This window comes from Brumicola pallidula DSM 14239 = ACAM 615 (assembly GCF_000428905.1).
Lineage (GTDB): Bacteria > Pseudomonadota > Gammaproteobacteria > Enterobacterales > Alteromonadaceae > Glaciecola > Glaciecola pallidula.
This window is the reverse complement of record NZ_KE386815.1, coordinates 372,816-396,057: the sequence shown is the minus strand read 5'-3', so window position 1 is coordinate 396,057 and position 23,242 is coordinate 372,816. Positions and strand designations below refer to the sequence as shown.

The window sequence follows — 23,242 nt, the reverse complement described above, 5'->3', positions numbered from 1 at the left end:
ATCATGGGTAAAGCTATTTACACTTGGAAAAAGAACCTTAAGCCTCAGGTTATGTTAGATAAGTTAGCAAAAATAGTTCAAGTAACAGCAGATGGGAAAGTGTCATTCATCGGCTTGGACTATCATGAAATCAAGGTTTCATTGGAAAACATGGTTGAAACTAAAAAAGCATCACGAGACTTATATCTACCTTCGCTCATATCAAAAGCAGTCACTCAAGCGGCAAAGGAGGGTCTTACCGCCAATACTGTACTGGAAAACCTCAATAGCTTAGCAAAAGAGCAGTTAACCACAAAAATTAAAAATTACAGAGTGTTAACCTCACTTTCATTGCCTTCGTCATATCCGCAAAAAAGATTCAAAGTTGGTAGTAGTGAAATTCATATTGTGAGTGATTTCCCTCAAAAATATCAGACAGAAAGAAACGGTTTGTTATCACGAGCCGACGAATTATCAGAATATAGTGTATCGGATAAACATTACTTAAAAGTTGTAATTTACTGCAAGTCAAAATCACCATACGGGGCAATTAAACAAGCCCTTGAGGACTTAGACCTTTGGAGGGCGCTGTTATGCTTTTTTTCCAATCCACAAATGGAGCTAATTGGTAATTCATATAAACCAATAAATACCATAAGACTCGGGAAATTCCATACATTGCACGAAGAAAACGGTAAAACGGGTCTGAAAAAAATGTATTGGTTCGAACCAAACTTTACACCAGCAAATCTTTCTAAAATCAAAGAAGCCAACGTTCTTCTTAAAAACATTAATTTCTTTAAAAAACAGATTGAAGAACATTGTGACAAGAAAATGTTAACGGAAGCAGTAGTAAGATATGTTCGGGCGCTTGATGAAAAAGACCATAACACTGCGGTTATTAAGCTCTGGGCTACTTTAGAATCGATTTTAGCAAGAGGTCAAAGTAATTGTGGTGCAATCCCTCGTAGAGTGTCATTTTTATTTGAAGATCACCCCTACCATGCTCAGACTTTAGAGCACATAAGAGATTATCGAAATTCAAACATTCATTCTGGTTTAGAGAACCAAAACGCTAAGAACTATGCATTTCAACTTCAATTCTATTTTTATAGATTGATGCTGTTTTATGTGAAATCTATGGATGATTTTAAGAACATCGATGAGGCAAATAAATTTCTTGATAGCCCAAAGGAAGAAGCCAAAATCAAGGACGGAATTGAAAAGCTAAAAATAGCCTTAAGAATGCACGGAAAAAGGTAACAGTTTATGCTGCTTTATAAAGGATGGATAAACCGTTTTCATGTGGGTGGCGACGAAATACCTAGACCATTATTTAGGCTGGTTTAGATATTTCCCTCTCTGTCAGACTACCAGTCGTGATTAAAATTTAATCATTATAGTGAAGTTGAGGGCGTGGAGTGACAACAGTTAATACAAACATAGCCAATCTAATTATTAATTTTAGTTAGACAAAGATTAAAGTAATAAAGTGATTCGGCGAATTTACACTATATCGCTGGTTTAAATAGTGTCGTAATTGGCGGGAACTTTGCTTATACGGACTTGTACTATTGCTGTTTTTTCCTACTTCAAACCGACCTCAAAGTTTTTGCATTCAATGGCAAGTAGTCTTAAGAATCTCGCTACATTTAAGGTTACAAGTCGGCTTTTTACTTCACACACAATTTGTCTACAAACTGGTAATCAAAAATCCACCACGGAGCCTTCTGTCTAAGTTGTTTTGTTAGTAAAGCACCTATGGTTTATTCAACACCCTGTATCTTATTTTTATTCTATAAAAAAATTAGGCGATGATGCTACTAACCTCAAACTCAATAAAATTTTTGGCCATTGACACTAATTACTTACTTACTTTCATGTATATAAATACATTGTTATCAATCCAACTGTTTAGAAAATCCTTCTAGCGACTCTCATATTTAAATTAGTTACTTATCTAATGGATTTTGCAGGGGGATCTTCAATGCTACTAATGACATCAACTCTGCCACAGACGACATCAACAATGCCACAGATGACATCAACAATGCCACAGATGACATCAACTCTGCCACAGATGACATCAACTCTGCCACAGATGACATCAACGCTGTCATCTGTGGCATTGATTGTTTGATAAAAGCACGCAAAACTTTTTCAGAAATACACGTTTATTGAGAATACATTATTTTTATTTATAAATTTATAATGGTTATGATCGTTATAATAGTTTATAACATGAAATTTATATTTTTTACGCACGAAAAGTTATTTTTGCAAAGTAGGTCACATACTTTTATAAAAAAGTGTCAAAAACCGTCGTCATCAACTGCTGCTATTAAATCGACGGCGACTCACAACTAACTTGTGGTAAATGGCTTTTTGCACTTGAGGTAAACCCAACTGAGATCAATAGTCTCCGTATATCAATTTTGTTAACCATTCCTAATTAAGGTGACTCTTTCATAGTGTTTGCCGCCAAAAAGCTTATTTTCAAATCAGCACTTAAATACCACTATTCGAAAGCTGGACTAGTGTAAATGGTCACATTATGCTGAATAGAACAGTCGCCTACTTACGGGGTTCGGTCGTTAAAGTGAAGTTGGACAGTTCCAGCAATGTCTAAATTAAAGGAGTTGCTAAAGTTAATCGTCACTTTAATAATAGTTCACGATAAACCCAAGCCTCAAATAATCAACTACTACCAACTTTCTTTTGAGTACAATCAAATATTGAGACCAAGCAGCAGTGCTTGAAACGAATATAAAATAAGCCCGGTCATTTGCAAGCAAAATGTTTTGTTTGCAAAGAACATTTAGCCTTTCTGACGTTGGGCTGAAATATGCGGAACGAAAATACTGCAAGAAGTGCATCAATATTGACCTGAAACTCAGTTAGGCTTTTAACCATTTACTGGGGTTTTGTACTCAATAAACTTTTTTTGAATGAATAGTGCCTAGAAAATCGGGAGGGTAGTCGGGGGAATCATTAGCTTTTTTCAAAATACAAATTCGAAAACGCTTTGTCTCTATTTGAACCACACCCTAAATAGATAATTAAAATAGCATATTGCGCTCCTAGTCGGAATAACTAGAAATGCCAAGCCTACTGAAATGCTCTGACTATGAAAATCAGTATTGACGGCATAATCTAAGGTTGCTTAACCGAACCAAGATCTAAGATCTATGAGTAGTAAACCATTTTGCCCAATGATATCGTGATTGAACTGAAAGTAATATATACGGGTGAAGCTAATAGGAAGCAGTGAGTTGCACCAATAGGTCAGAAATACGGAGGTCTTTAGATTTTTGTTTTTACCTGTTGAGATCCTAATGACACGCAGTAAGGCACTGGAGATAAAATGTTCACGTTTGCCTCAGAGCTCGGAAATCCCGTATAAGCTCAATTTTGTCGTATTAGCCTCATGTATGATTTAAGAATTGCAAGGCCAATAAACTCTGCTCTATCTTCTCTACATACATCGTCTACGGTGTTCAAAAAAATAGAAAAATCAGACTGTACAACTTCTTTTAAGTCTCCTAGATATGCACGATCTAAGCCTGCTACATAACCCTCAATAAACCACGTAAGGGCTTCCTTTTTGATGTCTTTGTAATCCAAATATGCATTACATGTTTCTCTTAACTGAGGGGGGGCATAACGATTCAAAGTTTCTGACTTATGTTTGAGTATCGATACAATATTTATAATAGTCTGCTTTTCCTCTTTATTGCCAGCGGCTAATGAGAACAGACTATTGTAGAGGCTTAGAGTTGAAAATTGTTCTGCTAACTCTTCGACAGTGTTCTGTGCCAAAGTTACTTTACCGCTTAATAAAAAAAATATTCCTAATAAACCTAACACAGCTTTTTTCACAACGATTCCTTCCTTTCATGCAATAAGCCTATCCGCTTGCGTTCTATAATGTGATGGCAAATAAAATATGGACTTCATTTGGGCTAAATTAATCCCTACCAGAACCTTAACAGTAAATTGAATCGATGTATCTAAAGGTCTGAAACCCTCATCGCCTGCCACTATAGTATCCAATGACTGAACTTCCCAGACTTTATTAGCTCATTCTGCCATGATTTTTTCCCATTCATACTGACAGGAACTGCACTTCCCTTCATTACATTGGTCATCAAGAGTTAATGATTCTTCACAATTCTCACAGCTGATGTACTCCATTTCATAGCCGCATGCTACACAGTAAGCGTCTGCATGAATAAAAGTCCTTTTTCGACACTCATTACATGTATCAAAAGGTGAGTAGCCTCCATCCATTGCATTTCTAATTGCCCCAGAAGCAAAAGAATCATAGATACATTGTTCAAGTGCGTCATCAAAGCAAAAATCATGACCACAAGACTTGCAACGTAGATCGATAGTTGGATAAAGATCCTCTTGATATGGCGCTTGTATGAGCGAAGAGTGGCATTGATTGGAGCGAAGGTACTCCAAAGCTGATTCAACCGAATCATACTTCCAGTCAACTGCATCAATAGTCGCTTTGCAAGCTTTCTCTTCCGCAAGGTAAACATCACTCACTTTAAGTAGTGTTGTCCAACAATCATTACCGAGAGTTTCTTGAGGGTCGAGTTCTAAATGCTCTGATAAAAAATCTCTAATCAATAAAAATGACTTCGTGACGATTTCACGAACAGCATCAGGCGATTTGGATGTATAGTAATGTTCCAAGTCGTTTCTTAAGTTGCTAATTTCGTCGAATCGGTTCCAGACTACTGTAATGTTCAAACTTTTAAATCTTTCCTTTATAGAAATAACATCAACCGTTTTGTTACCTTTACCCTCAAAACCTATTTTACCGTCTCCAATCTTTACTGGCCTGATATGCTGCTTTATGAGTAACTCTTTATTATCATCTGGGGACAATTGACAAAGCTTTTCCTTGTACAGTAATAAAATACCAGCCGTAATGTTTCTCACGGCAGAAACACTGCGCCTATCGTCATCACTTTCAAAATCTTCAACCCCAATCTGGATTGAATCGATTGCGTTTTGAATAATACTCATTGCCTCTCCTGAGATTTAAATATTTAGTAACTCTAGTACATCTGCTCAAATAAATATCTAAATTAATAAGTTGTAAATCGTTTTGACCAATAAATTCACCTATCAGTCAGTTTGTAACTAATGAGTATGAGTATTAGCTAATAACCCAGTTCTCAGGATGCTTAGAACTCAAATAGATATAATCTCGAAAACAAACTTACGATTACTGCGTCCGAATATATTATGATTATTACGTACATGTACTAATATTAAATAGCAATATTTAGTACATGTGTTTTTGCCGTGTACTAAACTTTTAACTTTCGGACATAGGTAATAGAGATGGCATTAATAGGGTTTGCTCGCGTGTCTACAGAAAATCAAGAATTGACGAATCAACTTGAGCAGTTAACTGGTGCAGGTTGTGAAAGAATTTTTCATGGCAAGCAATCAGGAATATCTAAGGAAAATGTACTTCAACTTCAAGCGCTCGTTGACTATGCGAGAGATGGCGATGCTGTTGTAGTTACCAAGCTGGACAGGTTAGGTCGAAGCCTGAAGTCGATTCTTGAAACCATACAACGCCTAGCAGATAAGAAGGTAACCTTTAAGACCTTGGATGGTTCGATTGATACGACCAACAGCAGCCCGTTTGCAACTGCACAATTATCTTTAATAGGTGTATTTGCCCAACTTGAAAGAGACCTAATCGTTCAGAGAACAGGTGAGGGTAGAAAGTCAGCAATCGCTAGAGGAGTAAAGTTCGGCAGAAAACCATCTTTAACTCACGAGCAACAAAAAGAGGTTAAAGCAAAAATTAAGCGAAGAGAAAGTGTCTACGCAATAGCAAAACAATATGAAGTCAGTAGACAAACTATTATGAGAATAAGAGATAAGTAGGTACTTTTTTCTTCTTCAACCTTTTCTAGCCGACAATAGATGAGGGTTACTTAGGCCCAAAGAAGCTATGCAGTTCAAATTTGACTCGGCCTAACACAGGGAATTATGTGATATCTCAATATATTAAACTATTTTTTCTCATTACAATCGTTTAGATAAATCAGTTTTAAAAATATAATTTAGACATTACATAGGTCTTGGCTTCTTTCGCTTGTTTAACGCAATTAAGAGAACTACCGCTAAAATATATGTCACATTTGGTTCCGGTACAGCGGCAGTGCGAACAAAGGCGAATCCTCGCAGCGAGTTCGCAACCATATTCTGTGGGTACGGATCACCCATCGATATATAAGCAGGTTTGGTTGCAACTAATTCTTCAACCCATTCACATGTATATGGAAGATTGATATCCGTCTCATAGCAATAATCATGCGCAGGAATAATATAATCATAGGATGAACTTACACCAATCGTAGCAAAAGCCTCGTTAGTTACTTGGCGATCAATAAAAGGGGCGCCAATATAAAACTTGGATGAATAAAATGTCGAATCACCAAATGCATTATTAGGGGTAATAATATGAGAACCAAACAGTTGAGTAAATTCAACTATAAAATCATTTTCTCTTATTCCATCGATGGAAATATTCCATGAATTTTGTCTAGTGTAACTAGGAGCCACACTAGATAGCAGGTCATCCATCTGAGTAAAACTTGCGATGTTCCAACCTTGAGAGCCATAAATTCCAAAGGCTTGATTTACTGTCATGCCCGCAGTTTTTTCGAATTTTAGCCACTCTAAATTTGTTGCCCTATCAATAATGGAATGGCCTGAAGAAGAGAGGGCTAGATTAATTAAAGAAGCTGAAGAACAAAATGAGAAGCAAAATAAAATACTCGCTACTATCTTTTTAAACATTGAATACTCCTTTCAATAAAAATCTATTATGCATCTAGGTACATTAACAAATCTGATTTAAGTTTACCTATGAATTTTTAGCAATGCCTCCAGCGTCGAGACCTTAGTCTATTCTTTTTCACCAGCAAAAACTGTTCTGGTCAAGTCCAGCCGGACCCTTTTCTAAAGGAATCTTCAAACTCAATCGGTGACTGATCGCCGTTCGACGAATGTAATAGCTCCAGATCATAATATTTAATACATGCCGCAACATATTACGTATGATTAATTGGTTCGACAACAAAATTTCTGTCACTGCCAAAGGTCTTTTTTGACATCAATATTTTGACCACAAATGAGATTGAGCGCAAAGTAACTGGGGTTAGACGAATATTTCAATGGCCGAGGTTATTGCCGATGCAGCACTCCTCTTTTGCCATCAAACCACTTTGTATACAAACCACAATCAAACTCGGCGAGTCTTCGGTGCTCTTTTGCAATCAACCTATTTTTGTTTGCAAAGTACACGGAGCTTCTGGCCATTGATGGTTTTTGATATCAAATGACTTGTGAGCAGAAAGGTTGGGTTCAAAGATGTTGTTATCAACGCGGTTACGCAAGCAGCTTCTAGTTGATAACAAAATATGATTTAAAACAGGTCGGTTAAGCGGTGTCGGCTGGGCATGCGCAAAAGAGCAGCAATAACACGAAGAATATTGAGCTGGCTTGTTCGGCCGGTTAGTGTCATTACCAAGTTCTATATGCAATCCGAAAGTCCACTTCGTGCCATAAGCGGCCCTTTTTTAAGTTGGTTAACCACGCTTAGATATAAAGGGAGTGTTTAAAGTTTTTTGGGACCGTTTCAAGGATGGATAAGGGCTTGATAAATAGAGTGACATCAAAAAGCGTATCAGAAGCATACATCGAACAGGCTTGAACGGCCGATTCGTTGTTATTAAAGTAATATTGTGTTGGGTAGTGCAAAGGACATGTCCTTAATACCTTTGTTAATAAAAAAATAAAAATGGTATCCTTTTGTTTTGAACGGTCAAGAAACAAAAGGGATTTTATGAGTTTCGTTTACGTTCTCACCAACAAAAGCATAATTGGTACGATCAAAGTTGGTATGACAACGTCAAGTCCTGAAAAGAGAGCCGCAGAACTTCATACAACAGGAGTCCCGACGCCATTTGAGGTTGCTGCTTCATGGCGAGTACCCGCTGGCGAACACAAAAAATACGAAAAGATAGCTCACAAAGCATTAGCAAAATATAGGGTTAGTAAAAATAGAGAGTTTTTTGAGCTTGATGCAGACAAAGCAATACAGATCATAAACAAACTAATCCCAACCCCAGAACAAATCGTCGAAAAGAAAATACGGGATGAAGAAAAAGCAAAAGCCACGCGCATTAAGGAAGCTAAACAAACAGTCTTGCGGCAAAAAGAACAAAAGGAACGCGAAGTATTCAAGTTTAATAGGGAAAAACAAGAACTTCTGAATAAAAAAGACTTACTTCAAAAACAAGCCTCTGAGTACAAGACTATATTATCTAAACGACAAAGTTTCCTAGTGTCGGTAGGCTCAAGACTATCTGGCCTTATTTCCAGTTTATTTGGTTCAATCTATACTTTTATCCTTATCTGGATTGCGGTTGTATGTTTTGCTATTTACATTGCACGAAACGGTGATTTATCAGATGTGATTTTCTCGATTTTTGGTTTTACAATCGTTGGTTATTTTGGAGTAATGTTACTTATGCTTGCTGTTTTTCGTCTTGAAAACCTCCTAGTTTTTATCTGGAAATCACTAACTAAGTTTGTGCTGCCAGATTCAGCGAAGTTAATTACTCATGTGGACGCCAAAAAAGAACTCCACTCAATAAAGAACGAAATGCAAACAATTGATCAAAAGATAAAAGATATTAGTCGAAAACTTGGGAGCTCATCAGGATGATTACTTTTTTCAAACGGGCTGTGTTGATACATTTGACGCGCAATTTAAAACTATATAGGGAACATCTTATTCATGGAAGCATTTGCATTAGTCGTTGTCATTCTTATTATTATAGTCATAGCTTCAAAGTTGATGAATTCTGACTTAAGTCGTATTGTCAAATTGGGCAGCGATCTACTTGAGCTAGATGAATCAACAACTAAACGCTTTCTGCACTCTCTAAACGCCTCACGGGCGCAACGGCTTCTTAATTCCTTCGACCCACAAAAAGGAGCGGATAGTCAAAAATTTATCAAATTTTTGGTCTTTTATCTTTTAGGAAGTTTGAGGTTAAACGAATTCATTACGCTGGTTCTTAAGATTAAAAAGAAAGGCTATGACTACAAACTAAGCCACGACGATTTTACTTATATTGCAGGTCATTTTAAGGCCAGTGACCTCGAAAAATTCCCATTTGAGAAGGCCAAAGAGTACGAAGATATGGTTTTATCAGACCGTTTTACTCTTATGCTCGGCGGGGCAAAATTGCGGTCAGCTGCGGATTCTTTAAAAAATAACAATGACGACTTTTCAGAGAATGACATTGGAATTTCCGATTTAAAGAATGAAACAAGCATAACAGGCATTTACAGAAGAGAGCGTCGGCTGACGTTTAGCGAAACTTGGCAGCGTGTTGAATGGATCATAGCGACTAAGTTCAATGGCAAGTTTCATTTGATAAACCTAGACATCGTCCCGGACACTGAATTGTCTGCAAATTTTTACGAAAAGTTTTTTACACTTCCAAAATCTGATTACTTTGTATTTTTATCCGAAGAAATCGTTTTAACAGATGACGAAGAAGCTAGTCTTCCTGAAACCTGCACTATCAGAATCTTTGACCCCGACAAAAATATAGTCTTTAAGTCCAAGGTAGTCCCACGATATGTAGATGTCGACGTTAATTTAATCTTTATGCTCTCAAACAGCGACAGTGAATTCACTAAGCTTCTTAAGATTTTAAAAAGTAATATTTCACTTGTTTTCGAAATTACTGACGATGAAAATGTTTTAATTAGATTTGAATTAGATGGGAAGAGAAACGCATCAGCAGCTATTTGTTCTATTTCATCGTAAAGCTTAAAGTTGCACTGCTTGTTACTGCTACTATCCCGGTTCTGTATTTCGTATTATATTCTCAGCATAAATTACTGCCTATCTGAAATAATAAACTGAGACTAAATGTTTAGAGAAAATGAATATCTATTTATTCAGTACAGACTCAATGAGCATCGTGATTCTTTTATAAACGGTGAACTTAGAATAACCCAGCAGCAATATTATCGGCACTTAAAAAGCGCAGTGAGCGATTCATTTGAGGGGCAGCAACTTATGCATGCAAATGGAAAGAAATTTACTCTATTCGGTAATCATTCAACATATATCTGGAGCTGCTCTGTAACTGACCAAGAAGGGCTTTCCAATTTAAAAAAATTCGATGACTACAATTTGGGTTTATTAATCTTGGAACCCGAGGTTTTTGCTAATAAGGTTTGTAGCAGCCTCGCCTGTAATCCAATTTTAAAAAACATCGCGGAAATTAACTTGAAACCAGTAGTATACACGAACAAAGAAATACCAATGGCTGAAGACAAGAAGAATCCATTATCTCGCTGGACAAAACCTATGCGATTCAGTCATGAGCGAGAATATAGGCTTTGTGTTCATAACGTTCCCCCCATGCAGTGGTTGGCAAAACATATACCAGAAGACTTATATAGAATTGAGGAGGTGTACACACCAAATGAATATGTCAAAACTAAATAGACTTTTTACAGACTTGTCTTCAATATAGCTTTTGACTTCAATTACGAACTATATGGTTTCAATGGAAACATGTGGGTTAGAGAAACTCAGTAATATCTACACCAAAGTTAACGGCATTCTCGATTGCAAAATCAGCTCTTATAACCGAGTGGGTCTGATGTTTTGCAGGTGGCCGCTTTGCAAAATAATTGAGAATTGATAGTAAACTCCTTTTCCATAGAAACCTGAGAGCCGCGTTTCTATATGAAGCCGGGTATACTTCTCTCAATGACCGCAATTGTCAGTTGAGCTGACTGCCATTTAGGTTTGAGTTAACGGCAGCTATTCGCTCAGGCCGTGTGAAAACTCTAATCTATAGATTTTTGAATGTAATTTGGACTTAAAAATCATCACTACATTCAATGTTACTGATAATATGAGGATAATCCTTTGTTTCATCTACAGAGCGAACTATTTTCAACGGCAGCAAAATAGTTTTCACACGGCCTGCGCTCACTATTGACGTTCGGCTCAGTTCCAAAACCCGTCAGTGGGCATTACTTAAATTGAATTGATTTTTGCCACTAAATTGTCGCTCTGGTTTTTAGCTAAAAGGGCTAACAACGACCTATAGCCGACCTTTGAGATTTTGGTGAACAGGTTGAAATTGAAATTGAACAATCAATAAAATTTTGTTGTGACAATTTTAAGGGTTATTTAGGGCCCGATAAATGTTGTAGGTGATTAATACCGTTTACAAAGGAACTGAACAAAAGCGGACATTTGTCCGCTTACCTTAATCAATATCAAATGGACTTATTGCGCCTGACGAATGTTGACCAATCACATGTGTATAGATTTGGGTTGTCCTCAAGTCGTTGTGCCCCAGTAATTCCTGAACAGTGCGAATGTCTGCGCCACTTATTAGCAGTTGAGTAGCAAATGAGTGCCTAAAGGTATGGGCGGTAACATGCTTTGTTGCGCCAGAATTCGTAACCGCAAGCTTCAACTCTCTTGCTAGTGCCGTGCTATGCAAGTGATGTCGACAGAAATACCCGTCATACGGGTGTTCGCAACGCGTCGTCGATAGGAATAAGTATTGCCACTTAAATTCCTTCACAGCATTTGGGTACTTTCTGGCTAAATTTGGCGGCAAACTTGTCATTCCTGAGCCCTCTGCAATATCCTTTTGGTGTATTGAACGCACTTTTTCCAGTTGACCCTTTAATGGCTCAATGCGCTTTTTAGGTAACATTGTGGTGCGGTCTTTACCGCCTTTGCCGCGAAATACAAATACTGTCTTAGGCTCAAAGTCGATATCCTTAATACGCAGTTTAAGCAGTTCTGCTTTGCGCAAACCGCTGCCATATAACAGTGAAAACATCAGTTTATATTTGGGCTTCATTAATCCTATGCTAGCATCGCCTCTTTATGTGGAAGTACAGTAGGAACTCTGGTAGGTGCTCTCGCCCTCACCGCATCCGGAAGGAGCGTTAACTCTAGTTCAAATATATGCTTGTACATGAATACAATGGAGCATAGTGCTAGATTTTGAGTGGATGATGTGACTTGTTAATTTGCACGCTTAACTACCCCACATTTGCATTGAAAACGTGGACCATATAATTTCCTTTAGTAGCAATAAGATTCAATGCTTTATCAATTCACAACAGGGTCAATATTGAGTGCAAATCGAAGCAAAATTGGCTCAAGTTGTGCTGCAAATTAACAAGATACTGACAATACTAATTAACACTCTGGCAAAAAATTAAAGTATATTGGGCGTTCGCAGCTTAAGAAGGATTTTAATATGGTAAAAACTATAATTTTAGCACTCTCCGTGTTTTGTTCGGCGGCTTACGGAAGCTCTATAAAGATCAATGTAGAAGGCAGCATTACTCAGCTCGACTCTATATTTTCAGGTTTATTGGAGTACGGTGATGATATGAAAGCAACATTTCAATATGATCCTGCAAGCGTCTCCAGAATATCCAATTTTGAGCCCAATCGCGCTTTTCACTACTTCGACGAATTTTTTTTTAGCGTTGAGATGGGTGAACTAAACTTTTCTGGAATAGGTGGCAGAGCAGAAGTTACCCATGACTACCTCGATAGTAGCGGAAGAATTTGGGACCGTTACATACTCCAAACTGGCGGAGTCGCTACCTTTTATGAGAACGAGTTAGCTGATTATTTCGACATAGCCAATATATCTGCCAGCATCACGTTTTACGACTTTACCGGGAACGATGCAATTTCGGACACTAAACTACCCTCGGTCACTGAAATTTTAAGCTTTGATACAGCCCCCAATGTGAGCATTCAAATAAATGTAGACGATGGTGTATTTGATTGGTTACCTATGTTTGCAAGAAGCGATGAAGTCGAGGTAATAGCTGTAAGCGAACCAAAAGCGTCGTTAATTATAATGCCTTTGCTCATAATGCTGATTATTCGAGTCGTACTTTTTAAAAAATCACCAAATAGGTAAAGTTCCTAAACTAGCCGCCTCCATCATAGAAATCAAAAGGGTTGACCAAAATCTGAAAGGTCCGGTTATTAAGACCTCATATATTAGGAGACGTAATGAACTTTGAACCACCAGTAGTAAGTGCGATAACGGCCTTGGTTGCAGTAATAGTTGGCCCACTAGTGAGCATTATTGTCGCCAAAAAACAAATTAATGCTTCTGTTGTTTCGTCAAGCCGTCAGGCATGGATTAATCGGCTTCGAGATGAATTAGCAACGTTAGTTGGTATAGTTCATCATCTGCCTTCAGCCCATGCCAATGGTTCAGTGACAACCGATGATGCTATTGCAGAATACGGAAAGTTTGTTGAACAATTTCAAGTTATAAAGCTCCTGATTAACCCCAAAGAAACTGACCATCAAGAATTAATCCGCCTTATTAAATCAGTAGATAAAAAGGTTATAAATTCAATTAATAAAGAATTAGCTGACGCATCTGAATTCGAAGACGCCGGTCAACGTATAGTAGCTTAGTCTCAAATCGTTCTTAAGCAGGAGTGGGAGCGAGTTAAAAATGGCGATTAGAAAATGCCTAGTGCGCCCAGATTTTCCTGCTTTTCCGATGGATGAGCTGAAATGGGGGGCCTTGCGAGTTAGGGATTCAATAAAAAACACTTTAGCAATACGCTAGCGGTGTTTGTCAAACTAGTAAAGCGTTTCTATCCAAGTTGTATACGCTCTGTAGGATTTTTCGATTTCACCAGAAAGGCAGTTGTCTTCTATTTATCAGCATGCCTTTACTCCTATTGGGTTGAAATACTGCATTAACAGTCGATTCGTCATCAATCACTCAAAAATCAAAAGTAGTCAAATTGACCAATTATTATCTCATTGAAATAGCCGTCAAGTCCCTCATTAAAGTCTCACTTTTAAGCCTTGCAGCCCGATGTTGACGAAAACTCATTTGCGCATGTCACATAAAGAGACGTTATGGTAAGTAGGGACGTTTGGCATGCCATTAAAACACCTCTATTGAGACGACAAAATTAACATTGCCACTTCATCCTGCTTTAGAGCTACACTGAGCAGAAAGCAACGTCATTTAACTTTCTGATAGCCATTTTTCTTCAATTGAGTCTATTAGGGTGTAGACGAGGAGCTTAGGGTTCACACAAAGGAGAGCAGTTTGAAAATAAAGGTAAAAAAGGAATTTAATTTAAGTATCGTTTTAGCTCAAGTGCGAGCATCCCTCCCGCTTAACGGTGAAGGGAACGTAACGACGGAAGACCTTAGTATATATCCGAACATAAAGGACCTTTTGCTAAACATATTTGTTTTCCCGCCAAGGACCAAGCATTTGAATCTCGAATTTGCAGTATCAACGGCACTGCACAAGTATCTAAGGAGTGATGATAAAAGCGATAACCATTTTATTGAAACACTCAAAGCGACCTGCCTTTCTGAGCTGCAAAAACAGGAGGAAGAATATACTCTTTTGACAAGCATTTCGCTTTCACATGAAAATTTAAGGGGGTTCAACGTCAAACTATTGGATTGCCAGATTCAATTCCATCACCATAGTCCTAGTCATTTAACTCATCGAAGTAAGGTTTTACTTGAGCAGGGAAGTCAAATATCAAAAGATGAAATGCCGTCTGGCTATACGATAGTAACTGTTCTTGTAAGGTCAAGATATTGCAAGGAAGCTATGGAAAGGGCCTTAGAAGCATTAGATGTTATAAGAGGGCTAATCAATCTGGATGTAAATGCCTCTGACTTGTTATTTGGCAATGAGTGGCAGCCAGTAAACAAGGTTATGTATGGCAAAATACATACTCTCCATGATAAAACTGGGGTAGCACTTTCTAGGCCTGTTTATTTTGAGCCTAATTTTGTTAACAGAGTGCCAATAAACTATTCAAATGATGCTTTGCTCAGAAAGAACGTTACATATCGTTTAGTTAAAATGAAACAAATAGGATTCGCTGAAAATATTGTAGGAGCTATGATTAGGTTTGCAAGGGCACTAGACGAGCCAGATAATAACATTGCTGTAATAAAACTATGGGCAACGTTTGAAACGCTATTGTTGGTAAATGGAGAAGATCGCAGCAAAATATCAAAAATGCTAAGTGCACTCCATAGTAACGCTGAAATTGAATGGCTATATTTAGAGAATATCAGACTCTATCGAAATACTAATGTTCACAGCGGACTCCAAGATAACTCGCCTATTAGATATAGCTATAGATTACAAAATAATTTTATTGTTTTAATTAACTATTACCTTCTAATTAAACACACCTCTCTGAAAGAGGCAAACCAAGACCTTTTGCTAGCGTCAAAAGGGAAATCTCATTTAGATGACGAGTTAGAGAGAACCAAACGAGTATTTCATATTTTTAAAGACATTTTTTAATGTCCGTATAAGCTCGGTGTTTCCAAGGCGCTTATATGTAGTACTTGATATTTTCCGCATTGGCAAGCCTGACTTTGACTTTGCTTGTATCCGCGACATGAACTAAACGCATATCTAAAGTGAAATAACTATACGTTACAACAAAGTAGCATACTATTGGATACGATTATTTTGGTTACGCTACCAAAGATAGTTATTATAATACTTCAATAGATGGTGAGTACGTTGATGAATAAGGACATAGGGTCAATCAAATGATGCAGCATAAGAATTCCAAATATTATTTCGAACCGAAAGATGTAAAAGTTGCAGAGTTTAATGCCACGCATTTATCCGTATTTCATGGTGGTTTATATGCGGAAAAGCTAAATATTTCCATATCATTAGAGTTAACGAAAATGAGTGACTCTGAGCTTGAAGATATGGTCAGGAAAAGTCCGTATGTGAAAACTGGCTCTGCTGTAGTTATTGAGCATGAAGATGAGGGCTACTTTGTTATTGTATATTTTAATTTTATTACGTATTTTGGTGATGAAGTTAACGATATAGATGTTGTTTCTAGTTATAGCTATCCCTCCTTCAATAGCTGCTCAGGCAAACATTCTCAATATCATGACATTATTGGAGATATACACGCTAATGCAGATAAGCTAGAGAAATTGTTAAAGTCGTTAGGTTATCAACGTAAATTTGGAGTTTACTGTTGCGATAGAAGGCATGCTGTATTTTTAGGCGATTTCATAGATAGGGGTGATTATCACAAGCGTGTAATTGATATCGTAAGGCCAATGGTTGAAATGGGCTATGCATCTGCCGTTATGGGTAATCACGAATTTAACGCTATCGGTTACCATACAGTTGGTGCAGACGGCAAGCCGTTGCGGGAACATTCAACTAGTAATCAAAAACAGCATCAAGATTTCCTTTTAGAATATCCTATCGGGCATGCGGAGACAGTTTCTGTAATTAACTGGTTTAAGACCTTACCTCTGTTTTTAAATGGCGAAGGTTATCGAGTTATCCATGCTTGCTGGGACCCCGACCACATCAAAAAGATTAAAACAATGTTAAGTAAGACTAATCAAATTAAAGAGGAGTACATAGAAGAGGCATTCCAAAAAGGTAGTACCTTGTATGATGCTACTGAAACACTAATGAAAGGTGTTGAGATGGAGTTACCAATTGACATAACGTTCAGGGATCTTACAGGTAAGATCCGCAACATGGTTCGTGTTAAATGGTGGACCCCACCAGAACAAGTTGAAAATTATGCGCAAATTGCGTTAGTCGAAGATGTCGTTAAAGAATCACTAATGGATATAAAAATGGTCGGCGATAACAAATCTTTAGGGTATCCAGATAATGTGCCCCCCGTTTTTATTGGTCATTATCAACTTACCGGAGAGCCTGAACCTCTTACTAGTAGGGTGGTGTGTGTTGATTATTCGGGGCGAGAGGACAAGGCATTGGTGTCGTATGAGTGGGATCAAGCAAAAAGACCCTTCGTTAACGGTGTACTTGAAAGGGCTAACTTTAAGCTATCTAATTAAGCTTATTGCTACGCAGCTCATATAATCCTTAGGTCAAAGGTTGTAATCTCAGCTTTATCTTCAACTAGTATTTAAAAATGCCAGTTGAAGACTTGCGTTATTTCTTAGAAAGTTTGAAATGCTCACAACTGTGATACCGAGATGGTATTTTTTCGGGTAATTCCCCTTCTTTTTTACTAAAGTTATAAGAGCAACGCATACCAAACCCCACGCCTGCCAAGTTAATGTAATATTTACAATTTACACATATTGGATCTTTATCTTTAATACATTGGTGAATTGGTTTATCAGTATTCACTAGGTCTCCTTGGTATATGAACAACATGCCATTCCTAATTCCCTTTTAGTTCAGGCTTTGAGAATAAACGATGTCATTATCCTATTCAACAGACATTGATTTTTATGCGCTTTAATCTCAGGCCTATTTAGTTGACTAGTCACTGTGGTTAGGTTTATTCGCACCCACAGGACACTGTGCAATGGCATAGTGAAATAAGCCAACTTAAAAGAGTTTGAAAAATGTCATATTTGTTTCTAATCAAGTGAACGGTCGACTGGATTGACATCAATATTTTGGCCACAATGAGATTGGGCGCAAAATGTCTGTCGTTAGACGAATGCTCTCAATGGCCATCGTATTGTTGCTGGAATGCTCTTCTTTTGCCCTCAAGGCACGTTGTCTACAAAGCACAATCAAACTCGGCGAGTCTTCGGTGCTCTTTTGCAATCAACCTATTTTGTTTGCAAAGAACACGAAGCTTCTGGCTATTGATGGTTTTTGATATCAAATAACTTGTGTGCGGAAAGGTTGGGATCAAAGATGTTGTTATCAACCCGGTTATGCAAGCAGTTTCTAGTTGATAACAAAATGTTATTTAAAAAAAGTCGGTTAAGCGGTGTTGGCTGGGCAGGCGCAAGAGAGCAGCAAGAACACGAAGAATATTGAGCTGGCTTGTTCGGCCGGTTAGTGTCATTACCAAGTTCTATATGCAATCCGAAAGTCCACTGTGTGCCATTAGGGGCCAGTCGAGCTTCCATCGATGGAACTCAATTTTGCCAATAATTTATCACCCTTGCGCTCATCTAAAATGACAAAAAACGACCTATAGCCGACCTTTGAGATTTTGGTGAACAGGTTGGGATCGAACAATCAATAAAACTTCTTTGTGACAATTTTAAGGGTTATTTGGTGTCTGATAGATGTTGTAGGTGATTAATACCGTTTAGAAAGGAACTGAACAAAAGCGGACATTTGTCCGCCCACTTTAATCAATATCAAATGGGCTTATTGCGCCTGACGAATGCTGACCAATCACATGCTTATAGATTTGCGTTGTTCTTAAGTCGTTGTGTCCCAGTAATTCCTGAACGGTGCGAATATCTGCTCCGGATATTAGCAGTTGAGTAGCAAAGGAGTGCGTAAACGTATGGGCGGTAACATGCTTTGTTACGCCAGAATTCTTAACCGCAAGCTTCAACTCTCTTCCTAGTGCAGTGCTATGCAGATGATGTCGACAGAAATACCCATCATACGCGTGTTCACAACGCGTCGTTGATGGGAATAAGTATTGCCACTTAAATTCCTTCACAGCATTTGGGTACTTTCTGGCTAAACTTGGCGGCAAACTTGTCATTCCTGAGCCCTCTGCAATATCCTTTTGGTGTATTGAACGCACTTTTTCCATTTGACTCTTTAATGGCTCAATGAGCTTTTTAGGTAACATTGTGGTGCGGTCTTTACCGCCTTTTCCTCGAAATACAAATACTGTCTTAGCCTCAAAGTCGATATCTTTAATACGCAATTTAAGCAGTTCTGCTTTGCGCAAACCGCTGCCATATAACAGTGAAAACATCAGTTTATATTTGGGCTTCATTAACCCTATGATTAGCATCGCTTTTTTATGTGAAAGTATAGTAGGAACTCTAGTAGGCGCTCTCGCCCTAACCGCATCGGGAAGGAGCGTTAATTCTCGTTCAAATATATGCTTGTAAATGAATACAATGGAGCATAGCGCCAGATTTTGGGTGGATGACGTGACTTCTCGATTGACCGCGAGATGAGTTAGGAATTGTGTTACCTCTTGCTCGCCGAGGTCTTTTGGGTGCCTTTTATGATTAAATAAAATGAATCGTTTTATCCACAACAGATACGTAAGCCCGGTTTGTATTGAATAGTGCTTTGTTCTCATGACATGTCGAATACTTTCTAAAAATGGTGAATTGTCCTACAGGCCAGATAATTCCAGTACTTAGGGATAGATGTGCTGGTGTTGTTACAATGCTCGCATAGTAATAACATCAATTCATAGGTCAAATAACATTAGGTTGTTGTTTTATATAAATAAAAATTGAAACAGCATGCGCGGTTACCATGCATGCATAGTAAACACACAGAAAACGGTAGAAATATTAATCAAAAACAAGGTAAGCTACTGAAAGTAATAAAATATGAAGGCTTATTAAAATGACAATATCTAGTGGTTACAATACTGTCTTCATAATAAGTTTTATGTTTTTCAAGAATGCTGAAGTATTGGAGTCTGGTAGTGCTAGACCAACCGATACTTTATGTTAGGGGTGCATAAATATCATTGAGCCGTGACCCGGCTTTGTCATACCAGACCTTTGATATTTTTGGTACCACACCCTGTTGGTGAAGCTGGTACCTTCACTACAATCCATATTTTGGGCAGCAATCCAAAGTATGGCGTCACTGGCCTGTGACGTTAAGCTCAGGTGTTTAATTTTCCTGAGCCGGCTCGGGGTTTATTTTGGAGAACTATATGTTCACCCTTAAAACTTCGAAAATCGAGATTACGATTGATATCGCTCGCATCATTAAAGCTTCGGCTTATTTGTTGCTGTTACTTTTGTAGTCTTTGGCAGGGCGGCATTAGTCGCCCTAGGCCTAAAAACATAACAAAAAATTAAACAAGGACAAAAGCAGTTGGCTTTTGCTCCTTCGTCGCCATTTCAGCCCACAATTTTTTGCCTGTTAATCGGGCGTTATGCGCCAAAAGTAAGGAGTTCTAAATGAGTTGGTGGGTATGGGCAATAATAATAGTTGTAGCATTGATAATACTTGGCGGCATATTCTCAGGTGAAGAAAGTGTGCCATCAAATAAGAAAGCCAAAGCCAAAGGCCAAGCTGGCAATAAGTCTGCAAAAGACATCGCCAATGAAGTGACAACTATTGCTCATTTTCGATCTCTAGAAAGAAAAGTCGAGAGAGCTGACGAGAAAAGGCAGCAAAGCCAAGCTTATGATGCACGTAGCCTTAAAGTAGAAGAAAAGGCTGATGATAGATATCGGGCTTTGCAAGATGCACTGGATATTGCTTCCAATAAAATTCTCCGCTGGCAGTTCATTCCAAGTGCAGATTTAGAAACACCATTGGATATTGCCAAGAGCGCTTATAAAGTATTCCCGGCTACAGAATATGAAGAAAAGGTGCATGAATTTGGTAACGACAAAGATAAGTGGTATGGGCTTCGTGGAGATGAAGAGCCAGACGATAAAGATGAGGAAATAAAATTCATCATTAAATTCAGAACTATAGTTGAAAATACTGAATTATCTAATGACGAAATATCAAAAAAAATAAACGCACTTGTTTCACGAAATACAGATGATGCTAGCAATTTCTTTGACACGGAAAGTAATATCAAACCGGCTGAGCAATGGCGTGAAATCTGCGCTTGACAAATTGCTGCACGCGGACTTAGCAAGCTGTCGTGCTTTTTGCAAAAAAACCGCAAAAATACACGCCAACTTGCTACGCCGTTGAGCAAGGCGTTATACATAAAGGATACATATGGTTGATATCGCAATTTTAGGATCTGCACTTGGCAGTATCAAAACGGCAACGGACATTGCCAAGCTAATCAAAAACAGCGGTACTTCTCTTGAAAAAGCAGAAGTTAAACTACAAATTGCTGAGTTAATAAGCTCATTAGCTGATATAAAAATGGAATTAGCGGATGTTCAAACTATTCTAATCGAAAAAGACCAGATTATTACCGAGCTACGGAATCAACTCAACACGAAAGATTCAGTTTTTTGGTCTAAGCCATATTACTTTGTAGGCCAAGATGAAGATAAAGATGGGCCTTTTTGCCAACAATGTTATGACCAAGAACAAAAATTAATTCGCCTTCAAGGTGGTGGGACTAATTCATGGAATTGTTTAAGTTGTAAATGCTCATATAGAGATTCAAATTATCAATCACCAAGACCTATTAGTTATGGTTAGGTGTGTTTATGTATAACAAGCTGTTAAACAAGGATAAAAAACAGTTGGTTTTTGCTCCTTCGTCGCTTATTTTAACCAACTATTTTATTTCCTGTTAACAGGGCGTTACTGGCTGCGGATTTCGTAAGAGTCAGCGACCATCCAAGATAAACTGCTAAGGTCCGGTTTGACGGATCACTTGTCATTAGGATACCACTCGAAAAAATCGATAAATCCCAAAATTCATATATTACTTGAACGGCCGGTTATCGCTCAGAGCAGTCCATCACGACATTGCTAACCAACGAATATAATTCGCTCATTCTTGTCCGTCGCACTATCTAATCTTGCCATCCGGACGACTTAATCTACCTTTTACTCATTAATATTTTTGCAGTCAATAGCCCGCAGCCTCAAGAACCTTAAATATTTTGCTTTCAGCAAATGCCTTTTTGTACTCAAACCAATTTGTATTCAAAGCCCTAACTAACTAAAGCCGAGTCACTATGGTAAGTCAGCTATGTTTTTTGTAATCAACGTGTTTTGATAGCAAAGGGGGGCTAAGGATACCTTTCCGTCGCTTGAAATTTAAAGGACTTATGTTTAAAAAACAAATCATAGCAAAGCCACTCTAATTCAACATTTTCTTGGCCATTGAAGCAAAAACAATTTCCCTCGGTACTCAAAAAAAATGCTTTGGCGTACTTTATTTGACCACCAAATTAGCGTTGAACAATATGGTAATTCTGTTTACTCAAGTGAACGGTCGGTTGGATTGACATCAATATTTTGGCCACAAATGAGATTGAGCGCAAAGTAACTGTGGTTAGACGAATATATCAATGGCCATGGTTATTGCCACTGTAATACGCCCTTTTCCTTCAAAACACGGCAAGCCTGCGGTGCATCTCTTTTGTAAACAATAGAATTGATGGCAAAGCTCACACTTTTTAGCTAGGGTTTGAAATAAAAATCATTCTTTTAGTACGTTTGAGTAAAACTGGGAGGTTTTTATAAATTTGTTATAACTGGCTGAGTGCCCGATGGACACAAATAATTATATTTACATTATTATCAAGCTTTGGCTAAACTGGTGCCGAGATTAAAGTATATTAGCTTTAATAAACAAGGGGAAATCTTGAAACATATATTAGTTCTTTTAGTTTTTATATTGCTAAGTGGATGCGCCGCCAATCCAACAGGCTCCAGTTGGGCGCTTACAGATTTTAATAAGTATGAAAAAAACTACTCTCCATTTCCGACTAAGGAAATTTCTATAGGTGCCTCAACCAATTCATAATTGAAGCTCCTTGGTTCCAATTATGAATTGGTTGAGGCAGGCAAAGATTATGAAGTTCTATCTTATCAACATTGGGTTTCAGTAGGCGTGCCAGACTATGTTGGAAAAACACTTTATCTGAAGCTGGAAGGCGATCAGCTTGCTTATTGGAAAATCACAAGTTATACGGTGTCAATCGTTCCACGCAGTTGGTAGTTGTGTCAATAATACAGGGATGAAGAGTGGTGTTGTGGAAGTGAAGTGTCCAAGTAATATTGTCACTTAAAATTAAGTTTCTAGTGTTTGCTCTCAATCTAATTCGCCTACAAAGCACGGCAAGTATTCTGCGCTAGCTCTTTTTGCAACCAACCTATTTTGTTTGAAAACAGTGGAGCTTTTGGCGTCAAGCTGGTTATTTCAGTTAGTCTCGAGCATTGCATCAGGCATATCACTACTGGCCTGAAATTGAACTAGGTTTTTGATCATTAACTGGAATTTAGCGCTCAATAAACTTTTTTCCGAATGAATAGTGTCTAAAAATTCGGGGGAAGATCAATTATGCTGCGGCAAATAATTTCGATTCTTCACCGGTGCTAACAATCTTTATTCAGTCTCTGGTGCAACTTGCATCACGCGTTCTAAAATCAGTCTCTGGTGCAACCTGCACCACGCATCCTAAATAAATTCTCTTGCGTGACGTTAACCATACATTCTTAATCAACTCTCTGGTGCAACCCGCACCATGCATTATTAATAAATT

At 38.0% G+C, this 23,242-nt stretch carries 19 protein-coding genes; 12 read left to right on the top strand and 7 right to left on the bottom strand.

What is annotated here, in order from left to right:
- Window positions 1-3 precede the first annotated feature (3 nt).
- On the top strand, window positions 4-1,242 hold the full coding sequence (locus tag G399_RS0115700) for a hypothetical protein (protein WP_006010902.1): 1,239 nt from the start codon (window positions 4-6) through the stop codon (window positions 1,240-1,242).
- A 689-nt stretch (window positions 1,243-1,931) separates the two neighbouring features.
- Here G399_RS0115700 and G399_RS22090 read toward each other — a convergent pair.
- The 3 genes from G399_RS22090 to G399_RS20875 form a co-directional block, all read right to left on the bottom strand.
- Window positions 1,932-2,108, bottom strand: coding sequence for a hypothetical protein (locus tag G399_RS22090; protein WP_154658924.1), 177 nt, complete (start codon window positions 2,106-2,108; stop codon window positions 1,932-1,934).
- Between the two features lie 1,276 nt (window positions 2,109-3,384).
- A complete protein-coding gene (locus G399_RS0115690; protein WP_006010897.1) occupies window positions 3,385-3,858 on the bottom strand; it encodes a hypothetical protein in 474 nt (157 codons plus the stop codon).
- A gap of 201 nt (window positions 3,859-4,059) precedes the next feature.
- Window positions 4,060-5,019 carry a hypothetical protein gene (locus G399_RS20875; protein ID WP_006010895.1) on the bottom strand — a complete coding sequence of 320 codons (960 nt, stop codon included), beginning with the start codon at window positions 5,017-5,019 and terminating at the stop codon, window positions 4,060-4,062.
- Window positions 5,020-5,340: 321 nt separating this feature from the next.
- Between G399_RS20875 and G399_RS0115680 the strand changes: the two genes are divergently transcribed.
- Complete coding sequence (locus G399_RS0115680; RefSeq protein ID WP_006010894.1) at window positions 5,341-5,898, top strand: recombinase family protein; 558 nt, start codon at window positions 5,341-5,343, stop codon at window positions 5,896-5,898.
- 186 nt (window positions 5,899-6,084) lie between these two features.
- Here G399_RS0115680 and G399_RS0115675 read toward each other — a convergent pair whose 3' ends face one another.
- A complete protein-coding gene (locus G399_RS0115675; protein ID WP_006010892.1) occupies window positions 6,085-6,816 on the bottom strand; it encodes a hypothetical protein in 732 nt (243 codons plus the stop codon).
- Between the two features lie 1,048 nt (window positions 6,817-7,864).
- On the opposite strand from G399_RS0115675, the gene G399_RS21345 reads away from it, so the two are divergent.
- The 3 genes from G399_RS21345 to G399_RS0115660 all read left to right on the top strand — a co-directional run bounded on the left by G399_RS21345 (window position 7,865) and on the right by G399_RS0115660 (window position 10,555).
- Window positions 7,865-8,749, top strand: a complete 885-nt coding sequence (locus G399_RS21345) for a GIY-YIG nuclease family protein (protein ID WP_006010889.1) — start codon at window positions 7,865-7,867, stop codon at window positions 8,747-8,749.
- Between the two features lie 72 nt (window positions 8,750-8,821).
- Window positions 8,822-9,865, top strand: coding sequence for a hypothetical protein (locus tag G399_RS0115665; protein ID WP_006010888.1), 1,044 nt, complete (start codon window positions 8,822-8,824; stop codon window positions 9,863-9,865).
- 105 nt (window positions 9,866-9,970) lie between these two features.
- Window positions 9,971-10,555 (top strand): hypothetical protein, encoded by a 585-nt coding sequence (locus G399_RS0115660; RefSeq protein ID WP_006010887.1) that lies wholly within the window; start codon window positions 9,971-9,973, stop codon window positions 10,553-10,555.
- Window positions 10,556-11,330: 775 nt separating this feature from the next.
- Here G399_RS0115660 and G399_RS20865 read toward each other — a convergent pair.
- Entirely contained in the window at window positions 11,331-11,939 is a 609-nt protein-coding gene (locus tag G399_RS20865; protein WP_006010884.1) for an integron integrase, read from the bottom strand.
- Between the two features lie 405 nt (window positions 11,940-12,344).
- Here G399_RS20865 and G399_RS0115650 point away from each other — a divergent pair, with 405 nt between their 5' ends.
- The 4 genes from G399_RS0115650 to G399_RS20855 all read left to right on the top strand — a co-directional run bounded on the left by G399_RS0115650 (window position 12,345) and on the right by G399_RS20855 (window position 16,972).
- Complete coding sequence (locus tag G399_RS0115650) at window positions 12,345-13,025, top strand: hypothetical protein (RefSeq protein ID WP_006010882.1); 681 nt, start codon at window positions 12,345-12,347, stop codon at window positions 13,023-13,025.
- 95 nt (window positions 13,026-13,120) lie between these two features.
- The gene (locus G399_RS20860; protein WP_006010880.1) at window positions 13,121-13,537 is read left to right on the top strand and encodes a hypothetical protein; all 417 of its coding nucleotides are present in this window, start codon (window positions 13,121-13,123) and stop codon (window positions 13,535-13,537) included.
- Window positions 13,538-14,189: 652 nt separating this feature from the next.
- Window positions 14,190-15,422, top strand: coding sequence for a hypothetical protein (locus G399_RS0115640; protein ID WP_006010876.1), 1,233 nt, complete (start codon window positions 14,190-14,192; stop codon window positions 15,420-15,422).
- Window positions 15,423-15,676: 254 nt separating this feature from the next.
- Window positions 15,677-16,972 (top strand): metallophosphoesterase, encoded by a 1,296-nt coding sequence (locus G399_RS20855; RefSeq protein WP_051288591.1) that lies wholly within the window; start codon window positions 15,677-15,679, stop codon window positions 16,970-16,972.
- A gap of 97 nt (window positions 16,973-17,069) precedes the next feature.
- Here G399_RS20855 and G399_RS0115630 read toward each other — a convergent pair whose 3' ends face one another.
- Window positions 17,070-17,270, bottom strand: coding sequence for a hypothetical protein (locus tag G399_RS0115630; protein WP_006010872.1), 201 nt, complete (start codon window positions 17,268-17,270; stop codon window positions 17,070-17,072).
- Between the two features lie 522 nt (window positions 17,271-17,792).
- On the opposite strand from G399_RS0115630, the gene G399_RS22800 reads away from it, so the two are divergent.
- Window positions 17,793-17,918, top strand: a complete 126-nt coding sequence (locus tag G399_RS22800; protein ID WP_006010868.1) for a hypothetical protein — start codon at window positions 17,793-17,795, stop codon at window positions 17,916-17,918.
- A 319-nt stretch (window positions 17,919-18,237) separates the two neighbouring features.
- On the opposite strand, the gene G399_RS0115620 is transcribed toward G399_RS22800, so the two are convergent.
- Window positions 18,238-19,173 (bottom strand): integron integrase, encoded by a 936-nt coding sequence (locus tag G399_RS0115620; RefSeq protein WP_026843798.1) that lies wholly within the window; start codon window positions 19,171-19,173, stop codon window positions 18,238-18,240.
- An 832-nt stretch (window positions 19,174-20,005) separates the two neighbouring features.
- On the opposite strand from G399_RS0115620, the gene G399_RS0115615 reads away from it, so the two are divergent.
- Window positions 20,006-20,674, top strand: coding sequence for a hypothetical protein (locus tag G399_RS0115615; RefSeq protein WP_006010866.1), 669 nt, complete (start codon window positions 20,006-20,008; stop codon window positions 20,672-20,674).
- Window positions 20,675-20,786: 112 nt separating this feature from the next.
- A complete protein-coding gene (locus G399_RS0115610; protein WP_006010865.1) occupies window positions 20,787-21,224 on the top strand; it encodes a hypothetical protein in 438 nt (145 codons plus the stop codon).
- Window positions 21,225-23,242: the final 2,018 nt, after the last annotated feature.